Below are 16,574 nucleotides of genomic sequence, written 5' to 3'. Positions count from 1 at the left end.
GGGGGTTGGGCTGTGCCCGGGCGGGTGCCCGGGTTCCGGGCTGGCTGGGGGTCTGGGGCGGGGGTCGGGTCCGGTACGGGTCCTGGGTTCCCCGGCTGGGGGTCCTGGGTCCTCTGGTGGGGGGCCTGGGTTCCCTGGTGGGGGTTCTGGATCTCCGGCTGGGTGGGGGTTCCGGGCTGGGGGCCTGGGTTCTGGGTGGCGGGTGGGGCTGGTGGTGGGGGTCAGCGGGTTTCGTAGATGCGTTTGTGGTTGCTGATTCCGGCGAGTCTGAAGGGTCCGGTGGTCTGGGTGGGGGTGTGGTGGGTGGTGCCGTCGGTGGGGAAGGTGTGTTCGTGCAGGCGGAGGTAGCCGTTGTAGTCGAGGGTGTGGCGGCGGGTGATGGCCTGCTGGCTGGCGTGGGTGCGCAGGTGGGTGCGGTAGCCGGTCTGGGGGGTTGCGGCGAAGAACTCGGCGACGCTGCCGGAGCCGTAGCTGAACATGCCGATGGGCTGGCCGGTGAGGTCGTCTGCCTGGTCCAGGAGTGCGGCCAGGGCGAGGTACATGGATGCGGTGTAGCTGTTGCCGATGACGGTGTTGTAGGCGGTGGTCAGGCCGATGGCTTGTTCGATGGTGGTGGTGTCGGTGTCGAGTTCGCAGTAGTTCAGCAGGTGGCGGTGGGCTTTGTAGGCCATTTTGGTGAAGGGCTGGTGGTAGCAGAACGCGGCGAATTCTGAGAGTGTGTGGCCGCCTTGTTCTGTGTAGTCCTTCCAGGCGCCTTCGACGGCTTGGAGGTAGGCGTTGATGGATTCTTTGCCGTCGACCAGGGCGGTGTCGCGGTAGTTGGGGCGCCAGAAGTCCATGACGTCGGTGGTGAACAGTCCTGAGGGGCTGTCGATGCGTGCCAGGGCGGGGTGTGCGGTGATGAGCATGGCCACTGCTGCGGCGCCCTGGGTTGCTTCGCCCGGGCTCTGCGCGTCGTATTTGGAGACGTCGCTTGCGATGACCAGGGCTTGTTGGGCGGGGTCGCGCTGGATGAGGCTGACGGCGAACTGCAGGGCTGCGGTGGCGCCGTAGCAGGCTTGTTTGAGTTCGACGACGCGGGTGGCGGAGGGGAGTTGGAGGAGTGAGTGGACGTATACGCCGGCTGCTTTCGCCTGGTCGATGGAGGACTCGGTGGCGAAGATGACGGTGCGGATGCTGTCGGCGCCGTGGCGGGCGATGACGGGTGCGGCGGCGGCTGCGCCCATGGTGACGATGTCTTCGTCGGCGGCGGCGACGCTCATCGATTTCTGTCCGATGCCGACGTGGTATTTGCCGATGTCGGTGCCGTTGTGGTCGGCGAGGGCGGTGTGGGGGAGGACGAACTCGGTTGTCGCGAGGGACAGGTCGTGGATTCCGACGGGCACGGGCATGTTTCAGGCACCCACCTTCACGGTTGTGGTGTCGCGTTCCAGGCTCACGTGTGCGCGCATGAGTTCACCGGGGTTGGTCTGTGCGGCGAGGAGGGAGAGTTCCCCGCACAGCACTGCTGCTGCGGCGATGACGGCCAGCCGCCGCGCGTTGTGGCCGGGTTCGGCGTCGGCGCGGCAGCCGAGGCGGGTCAGGTTGGTTTCTACGAATCCCAGGCCCTTGCCGTTGCCTACGGTGCCTACGATCAGGTTCGGCAGGGTGCAGGAGAAGTAGAGGTCGCCGTCGCGGTCTTCGGCCATCGTGACGCCTTGTGAGCCTTCGACGATGTTCGCCGCGTCCTGGCCGGTGGCCAGGTAGAAGCCCAGGAGCATGTTCGCGTAGTGGGCGTTGGCGGAGCGGATACCGCCGGCCAGCAGGGTGCCCAGCAGGTTTTTGCGGATGTTCAGCTCGACGATCTTCGCGGCTGTGGTGTGCAGGACGTCGTTGACGATCTCCTGGGGGATGAGGAGTTCGGTGACGACGTTCTTCCCGCGTCCGAGGATGCCGTTGATCGCGGTGGCTTTCTTGTCGGTGCAGTAGTTCCCGGAGATCGAGCCGTAGGAGATGCCGTCGATGGTGTGCAGGAGGTGGGCCAGGAGCTTGTCGGAGGCCAGGGTCGCCATGTTGTGCCCGGAGGCGTCGCCGGTGGCGAACTCGAAGCGGATGAACAGCAGGTTGGCGGTGATCTCGTGCCGGATGCCGATGAGCCGGGCGTACCGTGAGCAGCCGCGTACCACCTCGCGCAGTTCGTCGGTGTGCGCGTGGATGTGCTGCGCGGCGGTGTGCGCGGTGTGCGCGTCAGCGGCTTCGACGAGCACCGAGCGGGTCATCCGCTCGTCGACGAGGGTGGCGACGATGCCGTGGTCGGTGAGCATGGACACCTTCGCCCCGCGGCCCACGGAGGGCCACAGCGGCGATTCGTAGGTGGCCAGCGGCACGTGGGTTTCGGTGGTGGCGACGTTTCCCGAGATGCGAAGGGGACCCACCCACTTCATCGGGACGCCGGCTATCGCGTGTGCATCGGTCATCGTGTGCTTCCCGTCATCTCAAGGGTGTCGGTGGTGGAACGCCGGACCGGGCGCCGGACACCGGCGCCGCACCCGCCGCACCCGCCGCACCCGCCGCACCCGCCGCGCCGGGTGCGCCGGGTGCGCTGGGTGCGCTGGGTGCGGCGGGTGTGCGGGGTGCCGTGGGCGGGCACCTCGCAGCCGGCGCCGCGGCGGCCGTGCGCGGTACGGGCGACATGCGGGCGGTGGGTGCGGTGGGTGCGGTGGGTGCTGCCCCGGCCGCTGGCGCCGGCTGCCCGCGTCCCCGTCTGCTTCAGCGCATGGACGGCGGGCCGGCTCCGCCCGCCGCCGACGCCGTCGACGCCGTCGACGCCGTCGACGAAGACGGGGGCGGGGGCGGGGGCGGTGATCTGCTCGGGCTGTGCTGTGCAGGACGCGGACGGCCGGTCGTCTTCGGCCGCGGGGGTTTCCCGCGCCGCGGTCAGACGGATCTGCAGGCTGTCGGCCTGGAGCAGGCTGACGGCGCGCCGCGTGCTTTGGGGGGAGGCTGTCGCGCGGGGGGCTGCCGTGACGGGCCCGCGCGGGGGGGTCGTGCGCACCGCCCGGGCGCTCTGCGTGCACGGGGGGTCCTCAAGGCAGGCGTGCATCCCCTGCGGGGCGAGGGGCACCCCGGCGTGACGGGCGGCGGTGGCCAGGCCGCTCCGGCCGGTCGCACCGGACGTCACGCTGCCACCGGCGATCAGGCTGCCACCGGGCCTCACGCTGCCACCGGCGATCACGCTGACGCACCGTGGTACCAGCCGGCCAGCGCCACCGCAGGACCCGCCCGGCGGTACATCCGGCCAGCCGGCACCGGTGCAGGACCCGGACGGCGAGGCGTCCGGCCGGTCGGTGCCGGTGCGGGGCGCGGCTGGCGGCGCGTCCGGCTGGCCGCTGCCGGTGCAGGATGCGGCCGGCGGGATGCCCGGGCGGTCGGTGCCGGTGCAGGATGCGTCCGGTGCGGTGTCCGGCCGGTCGCTGCCGGCGCCGGTGCCGGTGCCGGTGCCGGTGCCGGTGCCGGTGCCGGTGCTGGTGCTGGTGCTGGTTGGGGTGTGGCCGGTGGGTGGTGTGGTGCGGGTCTGGTGTGGTGGTCTGGTGGGCCGGGCAGGGGTGTGGTGCTGCCGGCTCATCATGTGGTCCTTTCGGCGGCGGGGTTCAGCGGCAGGGGCAGTACCCCGGCCGCGGTCCACCGCTGCCGTAACTGGTGGATGTCGTGCGTGGCGTGGGTGTCGAGCAGGGCGATGCCGCAGTCGCCGCCTCCTGCTCCGGAGGGTTTGGCCGCGCCGCCGAGGTCTTCGGCCACGTCGCACAGTGCTGTCAGTTCGGTGGTGAAGATGCCCAGGCCTGCTTCGTCGTCCAGGCGGGCCAGTTCGCGGCGGGCGAGGCGGATGTGGTGCAGCAGGCTGGTGCTGTTGCCGTTTTCGGCTGCGTCGGTGCAGGCGTGCACGATGTCGGTGGTGGCTTTGACGAACGTGTCGTAGGTGCTGCTCTGGCGCCAGGTGCGCTGGTGCAGTGAGGACACCAGTTGGGCGGTGGAGGCCGGTTTGGCGGTCCAGCCGACCTGCAGGCTCAGTTCTGCCGGTGCCGGCAGGCGGCGTATGGCGGCGTGCGGCCAGGGGGTGCGCAGTGCGGCGGTGATGCCCTGGCGGCGGGCCAGGCCGGCGATGAAGGCCCGGTCGGGTGCCTGGTAGGTGATCCAGCCGCCGAAGGTGCTGGCGGCGATGTCGCCGCCGGAGGCTTTGGCGTCCAGGCGGGCGGTGGCGAGCATCGCCAGGCGGTAGCGGTCGTCTTCGGTGAGCGTCAGACCGCACAGGTCCGCTGCGGCTGCCACCGTCGCTACGGTCACCGCGCCGCTGGAGCCCAGCCCGTATTTGCGTCCGTTTTCGTGCAGGCGGCTGGTGACGGACAGGCTCATCCCGGGCAGGTCCAGGCCGCCTTCGGCTGCCAGGCGGCCTACGGTTTCGACGGCGCAGACCATGTGTGCCAGCGATTTCTCCGCCTGTGTGCTGTCCGGGCCGGGGGAGGGGGAAAGCCGGGGGCCGGTCCACTGCCAGCGCACTGCGCGCGGGCCCAGGTCGGAGGAGATCTCCACCTGGCTGCCGGCGGTGGTGCGGGCGGTGACGGTCAGGTGCCGGTCCACCGCCACCAGGATCGCCGGGACGCCGGGGGTGACCACCGCGTACTCGCCCGCGATGAACAGTTTGCCCGGCGCGTGGTGGACGGCCGTGCGTCCTTGGGTCATTGCCCGCTCCCGCCGCAAAGGCGTGCGGCCGGGCCGGGGGCGGCGATGTGCACCGCGCCCGGTGCGCAGGCACCGCGCACCGCCTGGGCCACCTGCGGTGCCTGCGCGGCCGGGCACAGCACCTTGACGTTGGGGCCTGCGTCCATCGTCGCGTAGGCCGCCACTCCCTGGCGCCTGAGTGCGGCGACGCTGTCGAGCACCGCCAGTGTCGCCGGTGACATGTAGCGCACCGCGGGCCGTGCCGCCAGCATCGTGGCGTGCATGCCCAGCGCGTTGCGTTCGGCGATCTCACCGACCGCTTCGATGTCGCCGCGTGCCAGCGCCGTGCGCATCTCGGCCAGGTCCTGGCCGCTGGAGGCGGCCCACGGCTCGTACAGCGGTGACGTCGCCACCGTGCGGCGCATCGCCGCACGGCTGGAGATCTCCTTGGGCCCTGCGTTGACCACCGCGATGACCAGCGCCGCATCCAGGCGCCCCACGGGCACCGGTTCGGCGTAGGAGCTGAGGTCCGCCTGCTGCGCTGTGCCGTGGGCCTGTCCGGCGTGCCACAGGGCGAAGCCGCCGAAGACCGACCGCGAGGCCGACCCCGACCCGCGCCTGGCCAGCCGGGACAGCCCGGTGGCATCGAGATCCAGCCCGTACGCGGCGGCGGCGGCCACTGCCAGGGCGGCGAACCCGCTGGCTGATGACGCCAGGCCCGCCCCGGTGGGCACGGTGTTCACCGAGTCCACCACGGCCCGCTGGCGGCTGCCGGCCTGCCGGCGCACCAGGTCCAAGAACGCCGTGATGCGCTCGAGTGCCTGGCCGGCCGCGGGCGCACCGCCCAGACGGACCGCGTCGTGCCCGGCCCCGGGATCCAGGCGGACGCTGGTGGTGGTGGGGAAGATGTCCAGCGTCATCGACAGGCTGTCGGTGCGCGGAAGGACCAACTGCTCATCCCGCTTGCCCCAGTACTTGATCAGCGCGATGTTCGGGTGCGCCACCGCGGTGGCCCCCGCCGTCTGCTGCTCCTGCGGTGCGGGCAGGACGCGTTGCTGTTCAGACATCCTCAGCGCGCCTCCTCAGCGGTACGACCCAGGTGTGCACGGCACCGGCTTCGTGCAGGGCCCGGGTGACCCTGCCGGCGTCCTGCGGCCTGCTCAGCGCGATCATGCAGCCGCCCAGGCCGCCGCCGGTGATCTTCGCTCCGAGGCTGCCCGCCGCCAGCGCGGCGGCCACCAGCGCGTCGATCCGCGGCGTGGACAGCCCGGCTCCGGCGAGCAGTTCGTGATAGTCCGTCAACTGCGCGCCCAGATCGGCCGGCCGGCCCTCGGCCAGAGCACGCCTGGCCTGCTCGGTCAGGTGCGAGGCCCGGTCCAGGAACTTCTCCTTGGCCCCCTCGCGGCGCGTGAAGCCCTCCCGCAGCAGCTCGACGGCTTCCTTGGTGCTGCCTGCGGCACCGCTGTCCGCGACGATGAACAGCCCCTCGCAGCCGATGCTCACCTCCCGCGCCCGGCCCGCCTGGAACAGCAGCGGCGCCGGGGCACCGACGGCCATGGCATCGACACCGCTGGCCCGGCCGTGCGTCACGTGCTCGGCCGTCTGCACCAGGTCGAACGCCTGCCTGTCGGACAGCTCGCAGCCGAAGAGCTCAGCCAGGGCCAGCACGATCGCCCGCGAGTTCGCCGCGCTGGAGCCCAGCCCCCGCCCGGCCGGGATGGCGCCGTCGAGGATCACGTCCAGATGCCGGCTGCCGGCCACCCCCATGCGCTCCTTGAACGCCGCGGTCAGCTGCCGCAGCCCGTCAGAGGCCTGCGTGGCCACCGCCCGGGTCGCCGAACCGGTCATGGTGAAGGACACCTCACCCTCACCGTCCGCGCCGGCAGGCGACCAGCCGGCGCTCGCCGTGGCCGTCAGCTGCACCATCGGCACCACCAGCGCCGCAGCCCCGTAGACGACCGCATGCTCTCCCAGCACGATGGCCTTGGCATGGGCCCGGCCGACGCCGACTGAGCGAGCCCGGTGGTTTCCCGAAACCCCTTCCACCGAGGTCGGTAGAGTCAACGCACTCAGCTCCCCTTGTCGTTTCCGCAGTGAGATCGCAACGTGAGGATGTCCAGGAAGGAACGAAGCAAAGACGCCAGGCCCCGCGGGCACCCGCGCGCCGCAGACCGCCCGCAACCGCCCCCGGGCCGGCCCCGGCAGGCCGCGGCGGGCACAGCGCACCCGGCCGCCGGCCCTGGCAGTGCACACACCGGCGCACACCCCCGGACGGGGGCCGCAGACCACAGGAAACAGGTGCCGCACGCTCACAGAACCGGCCCGTCCCGGACAGGCCGCCGGCCTCGCACAGGCCGGGGGATACGGCACCGCACCACTGCCCCGTAAACGTTTTTGGGCAGGGTAGATGCGCGAAAATAGTGACACAGGGCTTTCGTCGCGCCAAGCCCGCTGCGCAGTGACGTGACTCACGCCCGCCCCGGGCAGCCCGCACGCGGCCCCCCGGCGCCGGCGCGCCCGCCGCGGGGCGGGGGAGCGCAGGGCCCGGCAGGACGGACGGGCACCGGCCGGTGCCCGTGGCGGGGCCGGTGCCCGCGTCCGCCCGTGCCCGGACCGCTGTGTGACGCTGTGTCACTTCCCGATGGAGTATCACGTGAGACGGCCTGCCGCTGCGGCCTGGTCCCCCCGGGGGGGGCCGGCTACCGGGCCACCGGGCCGCGCGGGGCCAGGGCCCGGCGCTGCAGGGCGATCTGCGTGAGCTCGTCGATGTCGAATTCCGAGCGGCGGTTCGGCGCGCCGTAGCGGGTGATCTTCCCCCGGCTCACCCACTTGCGGATGGTCGCTTCGGAAACCCCCACGGCGAGCGCGGCCACTTTCGTGGGGACGAGCCGGTGGCGTGGCGGTTTTGTCATGCGCTGACATCCTTTCGCTGCCGCTCCATGAGCTGCCTCAGATTCAGCCATTCATGCATTTCCCAGGTGTGCCCCGCGGAGCACTCGATGCTTCTTCCCGCCGGGTTCCCGGCGCTCTTCGGCCACGCGCTTATCGTCCCGCCGCAGTCCTCCACGACGCATTTCCGGATGATCGTGCGGGGGGCGCTGGAGCCGGGGTCTATGATTCCGCGCAGCTCGGTGACGAGGCTTTCCGTCTCGTCTGCGAAGTCACCGGCCGGCGGCTGGGCGGCCAGCCACCTGAGGTGCCTGGCCAGAAACCGGGCCAGCTGCGGAACCGAACGCACCGGGGCCGCGGTCCCCAGCTGTTCCACGACAACGTCCGACCAGGACTCGAGCGTGGCGAGAATGTGGTAACGGGAGTCGAGCACCGAGATGTTCAGATGCTCCCGGGTACGGCTTCCGGAAACCTTCGTGGGGCTGATCCGCCGGGACGTCGGCGACGCGTGATGCAGACTCTCCTGGTGGAGACCGGGGAGTGTGCGCAGATTGTGTTCCACCTGGCGGATGCACGGGGCACACAGAACGAACCCGGCGACAGCACGGCTTTCATGGGCGTGATCCCTGAGGCACGCCTTCATTGAACCTCCTTGAGGCGGCTCGCCCCCTGCAATCGCGGGGAATTCCACATGCATGCCATGCCGGTCGCGGCAGTCGGTGCAGCGTTCCTTCTCATATCCCGTTTCATGCCGGCGCTGTGCTGCGGTAAGGCAGGACTGACAACACTTGCCGGACAAACTACCGACGGGCTCTGGAGTCCCGATACAGCCTCGTTCGCGGCTCGGTGGGGGGCGGTCACCACCCAGGTCCACCACGGGTTTCCCCCCGACCGCACCCTGATCACAAACCACCCCCGCGGCCCCGCCGCACCCACCGGCCCGGCCCGGCACGCCCCCCCGTCCCGGCGCGGCTGCCGGTCCAGGACGGGCGCTGCCCGGCGCGGCCCCCGGCACCTGCCGGGGAGCACCGGGCCCTGAAAGCCGCGCCGCCCGCCGGCACCCCGCGTGCATCCCGGCCGGGCCGGGGCACTTGCCCGCCACCCCCGCCGAGGCCGCCCCGGCGGCTGCCCGCGGCACCGGACACAGCACCTCCCGCGCCGTGCGCCGGCCGCGGCGCCCCCCCGCCCCGCGCGGCGCCGGCAGGCGGGCTGACGGGGATGCACGGCATGCCGCCGCCCGGGTGACGTGACTCACGTCACCGCAGGTGGTCTTGGTGCGGAGACTCCGTCCGTGTCACTATTTGCGCAACCCCTCCCTTCCCAAAAACCGGTGCGATACGGGCAGTTGGGCACCATATCTGCGGGTCTGCCCCCATGGGGCCGCGCCTCCCCCCGGCCTCTCCCGCCTCTCCCGCCTCTCCCGTTCCTCCTGTCTCTCTCGTCCTCGGCGTGCGGCGTCCTGCGCGGGCGGGCCCGCCGGGGCACGTGACGATGCCCGCCTGAGGCAGCCGCTGCCGCCGCTGGCGCCGGTGCTGCGGGAGTCAGCCGGGCTGCGGCCGGGGATGCCCCAGAACCCCGGCTTGTGCACCGGCCACCCCGGGCGGGCCGCGGACCGCGGCCCGCCCGGCTGCGGTCCCGGCGTTCACAGCGTTCACAGCGTTCACAGCGTTTTCCGGCGTTTTCCGGCGTTCCTTGATGTTCCGCGGTTTCCGCGGTTTCCGCGGTGTACCGCGGTGTTCCGGTGTTCCGCGGGTGTCGCCGCCGGGGCGGCGCCGGGTATCCGGGGTGCCGGCTGCACGGGCACGCCGGGGCGGGCCGGTCTGGGCTGGGTGGGGCGGGGGTGTTCCGCCACCGTGTCTGCAAGCAGGATTCCGCGCGAGCAAAGGGAAGTGAACTGCATGTCTGGTCTGATCCTCCCTCCGGGGCAGGGGCGAAAGCTGATCACTAGGGCGCAGGAAGTGACCTTCAAGGCCACGGAGGCGGACGGTTCTTCTGTATCGATCTTCGAGGTGGTCGTGCCGCCCGGATTCGATGTCGGGGCGCATGTCCACGGTGAGGCGCAGGAGTTCTTCTACGTTCTGGAAGGAGAGCTGGAGCTTTTGGCGTTCGAGCCGACGAAGCGTACGGCGGAAAACTGGCACGAGTGGGAATCGCCCGAGGGGGACCGGATGGTCAGGGCGACCGCGGGTGCCAGCATGTTCGTCCCTGCGAACACCCCGCACGCGTTCAGGAACGCCTCGGGTGAGCCGGTGCGCATGCTGTTCCAGTGCCTTCCCTCCCCGGTCCACGAGCTCTACTTCGAGGAGATCGCCGAGATCTGGTCGTCCGGCGCGACGGTGGATGCGGACGCTGTTGAGGAGATGCGCCGGCGGTATGACGTCCACCAGATCACGCCGCTGCGTTTCGACCCGCCGGCCTCGTACGCTGCCCAGCCGGCCGCCCGGCGCGGAGCGTGACGCCGGTGACCTCGACGGACAAGATCTCTTTGACGCACGCGAGTCTGGGCGGGCAGGAACTGGCCGCTGTCGCCGAGGTGTTCGCCTCGGGCTGGCCGGCCGGCCAGGGCCCCAGGGGCAAGGCCCTGGAAGCCCGGCTGGCCGAACGCTACGGGGCCGGCGGCGCGGTGGCATTGAGCAACTGCGGCGCCGCTTTGCACCTGGCGATGCTCGCGTTCGGCGTCGGCCCGGGCGATGAGGTGATCGTCGCCGACTACACCTTCCCCGCTCCCGCCCACGCGGTGCGCTACGTCGGCGCCACTGCGGTCTTCGCCGACGTGCGCGCCGATACCGGCACCGTGGACCCGCAGGCGGTGGCGGCGCTGGTCACCGAGCGGACCGTGGGCATCATCGCCGTCGACACCGTCGGGCTGCCCGCGGACTACACCGAGCTGCAGGCCGTTGCCGACCGCCACCGGCTGTTCCTGGTCGAGGACGCCGCCTGCGCGGTCGGCGCGACCTACCAGGGCCGCGAGGCCGGATCTCTGGCCGAGGTGGCGTGCCTGTCCTTCCACGGGCGCAAGGGCGCCAGCAGCGGTGAAGGCGGCGCGCTGATCGCCGCCGACCCGGCCGTCGCGGCCGGCGCGCGGCAGCGTTCCTCCTTCGGTATCGGCAGCATCTTCGATGCCGGGCAGGTCATCGGCCTGCCGATCCCCGAGTTCACCGAGATCGGCTACAACTACAAGCTGTCCGACATCGCCGCGGCGATCCTGCAGGTGCAGCTGGGCCGGGTGGAGGAACTGCTGGCACGCCGGGCCGCTGTGGCCGCGCGCTACGGCGAACTCCTGGCCGGCGAGGAACTCCTGACGGTGCCGCACGTGCCCGCCGACCGTACCCATGCCTGGCAGTCCTACCTGGTGACGCTGGATCCGGGTGTGGACCGCGGCGCGGTCGCCACCGAGCTGCGCGCCCAGAACATCGGGTCCTTCCACGGCACCTGGGCAAGCCACCTGCAGCCCGCGTTCCAGGCGGAGCAGGTCTGCCCGGTCTCGGCGGACCTCTTCACGCGCAACCTGGGCATCCCCATGCACGCCGAACTGACCATGAGCCAGGCCGAACGGGTCGCGGAAGTCCTGCGCAAGGCGGTCCGCACGCACGCGTCGCCCACCCGGCGCGCCGGCTGAGACCGCCGCCGGCCGGCCCGGCCGGTGTCACGGGTCTTGTCCGCGAGCGCGGCTTGCGTCTTTCCCAGAAGCTCCCGAAGGAGACAGTCCCCATGAAGGGCTCCACAGCCTACAAATCGATACTCAAGCGTGGTCTTCACCTCGGTCTGCTGCCCCAGATGGCCGCGGCCGTGAACCCGTCGACGCCGATCACCCTGGATCACGAGCTGGACGTCTTCCCCGAGGCGGGACGGCGTATGACGGTGGCCCAGTACGCCGGGCACGTGGACGAGGTGGCGGGGCGTCTGTGGGCGGCGGGCATCCGGCCCGGTGAGCGTGTCGTGATCTTCAAGACGGGCAACGCGGACCACTGGATGATCGCTGCCGGTGTCTCCCGTATCGGTGCGGTCGTCGTCAACCTCTCGCCGGCCCTGGACGCCGTGACCGTCGCTGCCCTGCTCGAGCGGGTCGACAAGCCGAACCTGCTCACCGATGCGGCCAAGCTCGACATGCTGGCCGACATCCCGCTGGCGGACCTGACCAAGCGGGTCATCGTCGTCGGCGGTCAGCGGCCGGGCACGGTTTCCCTGGCCTCGCTGGCCGGCGCGCCGCGGGTCAGCCCGGTGGTCCGGCCGATCGACGAGGCCGCGGTGATCACCCACACCTCGGGCACCACGGGGCTGCCCAAGCTCGTGGTGCACACCCCCCGCACCCAGGGGCTGCGGCTGCTGCCGCAGTGGCGGCTGCTGTCGCTGATGCGCCAGAAGGAGACCGTCGCGATCCACGTGCCGTTCGTGCACTCGCGGATGGTCGCGGCGATGTCCCTGGCGCTGCTGAAGGAGTTCCCGGTCCTGCTCCTGCGCAACTCCGACCCCCAGGAGGTCGCCGGGCACCTGCTGGCGCACCGGCCGGCGCTCATCGAGGCGCTGCCCAACTCGCTGATGGAGTGGGAGCCGCTGACCGACGACCCGCGCACGCCGTTCGCCTCGGTGAAGGTCTTCTCCAGCACCTTCGATGCGATCCACCCCGGCACGATGAGCAAGCTGCTCAAATCCTCCCAGCGGCGCGGGGCCCTGTTCTTCCAGATCTACGGGCAGAGCGAGGTGGGCCCGGCCGCCGGCCGCGCCTATCTGCGTCACTCCGCCCACAAGGCCAACGGGCGCTGCGTGGGCTGGGCCATGCCCCTGGGCGCCGCGAAGATCCGCGTGGTCAGCCGGGACGGGCAGCCTCCCTCCGAGACCAGCCCCGGCTTCATCGAGGTCGCCTGGGACGGCCTGGCCAAGACCTACTTCGCCGAACAGGACCGCTACGACGACAACCGCAACGGCCGCTGGTGGCGCACCGGCGACGTCGGCTACCGCACCAGGCTCGGCTGCCTGCACATGCTCGACCGCGAGATCGACATGATCCCCGGCGTGCGCAGCTCCCTGGAGATCGAGGACGTCGTCCTGGGCAAGCTCAGCGAACTCAGCGAACTCGTCGTCGTCCAGGGCCCCGGCTCCAGGCCCGTCCCGGTGATCTGCACCGTCGACGACAAGCCGCTGGACCGGCAGCGCTGGCGCGCTGCTGCCGCTGCCTACCCCCAGCTGTCCGACCCCGTCCAGATCCCGCAGGCCGACCTGCCCAGGACCGCCACGCTGAAGGTGCAGCGGCTCGCCCTGGCCCGCCAGCTGGAAAAGCAGTGGGAGCAGCAGGACTGACCAGGCGCACCCCGCCGGCGTCGCCGCCAGCAACGCCGGCGGGCCCCGCCCGCACATCCGGGGCAGCCCGGCCGCACCCCATGTCCCGGCAGGCCCAGCCCCCCTGTGTGCTGTGCCGGCACGTGCACGGCCGTCCCGCCCAGGACAAGCGATGTGACCACCTCGGCGGAGTCAGGCCGCAGGCACCGCCGCGGCAGCCGGCACACGACCGCGACCGGGAGCCCCGCATGGAGCACCTCGTACGCCATGCCGTCACCACGATCCGCGAACGGTTCTTCGAACCGCTGAGCCTTGATGACCTCGCGCGCAGCGTGCGGGTCAGCAAGTACCACTTCCTGCGGGAGTTCACCCGCATCACCGGCGTCACCCCGGGACGGTTCCTCAGCGCGGTGCGCCTGCACGAGGCCAAGCGTCTGCTGCTCAGCACCCCGCTGAACGTCGCCGACATCTCCGCCCGCGTCGGATACAGCAGCACGGGCAGTTTCACCCGCCGCTTCACCGCCTGCGTGGGGCTGTCCCCGACCCGCTACCGCAGCCTGTCCTGCCATCCCGCCAACCCCGCACCCCAGCCCCCGCCGCCCGCCGCACCGCCCGCAGGGCTGCCCGCGGGGCTGCCCGCGGGGGCGCCGGTGTCCGTGCCGGCGGCCCCGGCGCGGCCCGCCGGCTCGGTCAGCGCTCTGCTGCGCACCACCGGGGCGGGGTTCTCACGCGCGTACGTCGGAGCCTTCGACGGCGCCATCCTGCAGGGAATCCCCGCCGCTGGGGCCAGCATCCGCGCACCGGGCCGCTTCACGCTGGGGCCGATCCCCGCGGGCACCTGGTACATCCACGCGGTGGCCCGCCAGGGCACCGGCGCGGATCCCGGCTGGCTGACGGCCACCGTGGGCCCGGTGCGGGTGGGCGCTGACGCCGGGCGCATCCGCGATGTCACCCTCTCCCCGATGGACTGGACGCGGCCGCCGGTCCTCTTCGCCCTGACGGGCATGGACCCGCAGCCGGCCCCGGCGTGAACCCCGCCCGCCCCGCCTGGCCTTGCCGCCCGCACCCCCCGCCCCGGGATGCGGGCGGGATCCCAGCTCACGGAGAGGGAAGGCATGAACACGCATCAGACCACGTCACTGCTCGTCGGCCTGGCTGTCATCGTGCTCCTGGCCCGCCTGCTGGGCGCGCTGGCCCGGCGGCTCGGGCAGCCGGCGGTGACAGGCGAAGTCCTCGCCGGCATCGCGCTGGGGCCGACCCTCTTCGACGGCGCTGTCAGCGACGCCCTCTTCCCCGGCACCGTACGGCCCATGCTCAGCGCCCTGGCCGCGGTCGGCATCGCGGTCTTCATGTTCCTCGTCGGCCTGGAGATCGACGCCGCGCTGCTGCGCGGCAACGGACGCCTTGCCGCCACCGTCTCCCTCACCTCGATCCTGCTGCCCTGCGGCCTGGGCATGCTCCTGGCGCTCCACCTGGCCGGTGACTACAGCACCGGCTCCACCACCGCCCTGGTGCTCTTCATGGGCGTCGCCATGTCGATCACCGCGTTCCCGGTCCTGGCCCGTATCCTCACCGACCGGCAGATGACCCGCACCCCGCTGGGCGCGGTGGCACTGGCCTGCGCCGCCGTCGGCGACGTACTGGCCTGGGTCCTGCTGGCCGTCGTGGTCGCGGCCACCAGCCCGGCCGGCGGCAGCCAGTGGCGCATGCTGCTGGCCGCCCCCTACCTGGCCGGCATGCTCTTCGCCGTACGCCCGCTGCTGCGCCGCCTGGCCGCCGGCCGCAGCGAACTCAGGCTCACCCCGACGGTGGCCGCGTGCATCCTGGCGGGTCTGCTGCTGTCCGCCGCGGCCACCGAGTGGGTGGGGCTGCACTACATCTTCGGCGCGTTCCTCTTCGGCGCCATCCTCCCGCGCACCGGCACCGCCCAGCTGAACGCCGAAGTCCACAACCGCCTCGGGCAGATGACGGCCACCCTGCTGCTGCCGGTGTTCTTCCTGGTCTCCGGCCTGCAGGTCGACCTGTCCGGACTGGACGCCGGCGGCCTGAAAGCGCTGGCGCTGATCCTGCTCACAGCCGTCGGCGGCAAATTCGCCGGCGCGTTCCTGGCCGCCCGCCTCAACCGCATGCCGCCGCGGCGCTGCGCCGCGCTGGCCACGCTGCTCAACACCCGCGGCCTGACCGAACTCATCGTCTTGAACGTGGGCCTGCAACTGGGCTTCATCGGGCGGGACCTCTACACCCTCATGGTGGTCATGGCCGTGCTCACCACCGCGATGACCGGCCCGCTGCTGAGCCTGATCCTCGGCCGCCCCCGCGATACCGGCCCGTTTGCGGCACCGGGCGTGCCCGGACACACGACGGGGACGGTGGGCACCCCCGCCTGACCTGAAGAACAAGAGCGCCGGCCGCGGGGCCGGGTGCGGGAGGCCGGCCGGGCCGGTGAACGATCCGGCTGCCGGTGCACGACAATGACCTCTATGTCCTCAGCCACACCCGAAGAGACATCCGCGACGGCACCGCCTGCCGGAGCCGGTCTGGGCCTGCGCGAGCGCAAGAAGCTGCGCACCCGCCAGGCGATCCGTGCGGCGGCCCGCCGGCTGATCGACGAGCGGGGCTACGACCACACCACCGTCGAGCAGATCGCCGCCGCCGCCGAGGTCTCGCCGAGCACCGTCTTCCGCTACTTCCGCAACAAGGAGCAGATCGTCCTGCGCGACGAGGACTACGCCTTCTCCGGTGCCCAGGTCCTGCGCGCCCGCCCGGCCCACGAGCCGCCGCTGGCTGCTCTGCGGGCGGCGGTGTCGCAGATGGTGCGCGCCACCTACGAGGAGTTCAACGCGGAGTACCGGTGGCGGATGGAGCTGGTGCGTGCGGTGCCGGCCCTGCAGGCGCAGATGAACGAAGGCCAGGACAAGGCGGTCCAGGTCCTCACCTCCGCGCTCGTCGAGCGGGCCGGGCCGCAGGCGGACCGCCTGGAGCTGCGGGTCCTGGTGGGCGCCATGATGGGCGGCCTGCACCAGGTGGTCCTCGAATGGGGCGACGGGCAGCAGGAAGGCGACCTGCCGGAGATGTTCGACCGGGCACTGGCGGTGCTGGAACACGGCCTGACCTCCCGCGGCACGGACCAGGCGGGCTGACAACCCCCGCGGGATGCTGCCCGGCCCGCACACGGAGCGCCGCGCACGGACGCGCGCAGGACCGGGCCTTCGGGCGGCCCGGCGGCCCGGCGGACCGCTGACCGGATCCGCCTCCCCGTACCCGAAGGCCCCCGTCCTGTGCGTGTGCGTCAGGGCCGCAGGCCGGCCCTGAGGTCAGTCCTTGACCTCGCCGTTGACGTGGCGCTGGACGTACTCGTGGGCCAGGTCGCCGAACTGCTCGCCGAAGACGATCGTCCGGTCGACGGTGGTCTGGAAGTGGACACCGCCCCACACCCGGCTGTTGCCGCAGGTGCGGGTGAAGTCGGTCCAGGTGGGGAAGTGGATCGACAGGTCCGTGCCGGGGGTGATGCCCGGTTCGACGACCGTCGAGCCCGCCGGGTAGTTGATCGTCCAGTCCAGCTCGTCGGAGCCGAAGTAGCGCCGGGCGGCCTGTGAGGTGGCCGAGCACAGGCTGGTGGAGCCCGAGGGGTATTCCGGGTGGTCGCCCACCGGCAGGTAGCCGGCCCACTCATCGGCGCGGATGTCGTCGACCGTGCCCATGCCCGGCCCGCC

General features: G+C 72.0%; 15 protein-coding genes. 6 read left to right on the top strand and 9 right to left on the bottom strand.

Translation table 11 applies throughout. The annotated features are described in order from the left end of the window. Positions 1-221: 221 nt before the first annotated feature. The 8 genes from B124_RS35315 to B124_RS35280 all read right to left on the bottom strand — a co-directional run bounded on the left by B124_RS35315 (position 222) and on the right by B124_RS35280 (position 8,227). Positions 222-1,391 (bottom strand): hydroxymethylglutaryl-CoA synthase, encoded by a 1,170-nt coding sequence (locus tag B124_RS35315; protein WP_496507122.1) that lies wholly within the window; start codon positions 1,389-1,391, stop codon positions 222-224. A 3-nt stretch (positions 1,392-1,394) separates the two neighbouring features. Next, positions 1,395-2,456: a hydroxymethylglutaryl-coenzyme A reductase family protein gene (locus B124_RS35310; RefSeq protein WP_496507121.1), complete on the bottom strand. Its 1,062-nt coding sequence runs from the start codon at positions 2,454-2,456 to the stop codon at positions 1,395-1,397. Next, entirely contained in the window at positions 2,453-3,604 is a 1,152-nt protein-coding gene (locus B124_RS35305; RefSeq protein WP_496507120.1) for a beta/alpha barrel domain-containing protein, read from the bottom strand. The genes B124_RS35310 and B124_RS35305 overlap by 4 nt, the downstream gene beginning before the upstream one ends. Then, positions 3,604-4,716: a phosphomevalonate kinase gene (locus tag B124_RS35300; protein WP_496507119.1), complete on the bottom strand. Its 1,113-nt coding sequence runs from the start codon at positions 4,714-4,716 to the stop codon at positions 3,604-3,606. The genes B124_RS35305 and B124_RS35300 overlap by 1 nt, the downstream gene beginning before the upstream one ends. Beyond that, positions 4,713-5,762 (bottom strand): diphosphomevalonate decarboxylase, encoded by a 1,050-nt coding sequence (gene mvaD / locus B124_RS35295; RefSeq protein WP_496507118.1) that lies wholly within the window; start codon positions 5,760-5,762, stop codon positions 4,713-4,715. Before mvaD ends, B124_RS35300 begins: the two co-directional genes overlap by 4 nt. After that, positions 5,755-6,741 (bottom strand): mevalonate kinase, encoded by a 987-nt coding sequence (gene mvk / locus B124_RS35290; RefSeq protein WP_496507123.1) that lies wholly within the window; start codon positions 6,739-6,741, stop codon positions 5,755-5,757. The genes mvaD and mvk overlap by 8 nt, the downstream gene beginning before the upstream one ends. Positions 6,742-7,394: 653 nt before the next feature. After that, complete coding sequence (locus B124_RS35285) at positions 7,395-7,607, bottom strand: hypothetical protein (protein WP_496507117.1); 213 nt, start codon at positions 7,605-7,607, stop codon at positions 7,395-7,397. Next, complete coding sequence (locus tag B124_RS35280) at positions 7,604-8,227, bottom strand: hypothetical protein (RefSeq protein WP_496507116.1); 624 nt, start codon at positions 8,225-8,227, stop codon at positions 7,604-7,606. Before B124_RS35280 ends, B124_RS35285 begins: the two co-directional genes overlap by 4 nt. Before the next feature lie 1,255 nt (positions 8,228-9,482). Here B124_RS35280 and B124_RS35275 point away from each other — a divergent pair. The 6 genes from B124_RS35275 (at position 9,483) to B124_RS35250 (ending at position 16,001) form a co-directional block, all read left to right on the top strand. Next, the gene (locus tag B124_RS35275; protein WP_496507115.1) at positions 9,483-10,040 is read left to right on the top strand and encodes a cupin domain-containing protein; all 558 of its coding nucleotides are present in this window, start codon (positions 9,483-9,485) and stop codon (positions 10,038-10,040) included. 5 nt (positions 10,041-10,045) lie between these two features. Next, positions 10,046-11,203, top strand: coding sequence for a DegT/DnrJ/EryC1/StrS family aminotransferase (locus tag B124_RS35270; RefSeq protein WP_496507114.1), 1,158 nt, complete (start codon positions 10,046-10,048; stop codon positions 11,201-11,203). Between the two features lie 92 nt (positions 11,204-11,295). Further along, positions 11,296-12,882 carry a class I adenylate-forming enzyme family protein gene (locus B124_RS35265; protein ID WP_496507113.1) on the top strand — a complete coding sequence of 529 codons (1,587 nt, stop codon included), beginning with the start codon at positions 11,296-11,298 and terminating at the stop codon, positions 12,880-12,882. Between the two features lie 227 nt (positions 12,883-13,109). Continuing rightward, positions 13,110-13,892, top strand: coding sequence for a helix-turn-helix transcriptional regulator (locus B124_RS35260; RefSeq protein WP_496507112.1), 783 nt, complete (start codon positions 13,110-13,112; stop codon positions 13,890-13,892). A gap of 84 nt (positions 13,893-13,976) precedes the next feature. Beyond that, positions 13,977-15,248, top strand: coding sequence for a cation:proton antiporter (locus tag B124_RS35255; RefSeq protein WP_496507111.1), 1,272 nt, complete (start codon positions 13,977-13,979; stop codon positions 15,246-15,248). A gap of 93 nt (positions 15,249-15,341) precedes the next feature. After that, complete coding sequence (locus tag B124_RS35250) at positions 15,342-16,001, top strand: TetR/AcrR family transcriptional regulator (protein WP_496507110.1); 660 nt, start codon at positions 15,342-15,344, stop codon at positions 15,999-16,001. A gap of 174 nt (positions 16,002-16,175) precedes the next feature. On the opposite strand, the gene B124_RS35245 is transcribed toward B124_RS35250, so the two are convergent. Then, positions 16,176-16,574 (bottom strand): phosphatase PAP2 family protein (locus B124_RS35245; RefSeq protein WP_496507109.1); only part of this gene is annotated, 399 nt, incomplete at its 5' end.

It is taken from the genome of Streptomyces sp. CNP082, assembly GCF_059570535.1.
The sequence above is the reverse complement of the archived record's forward strand: the minus strand, read 5'-3'. Positions and strand labels throughout refer to the sequence as shown.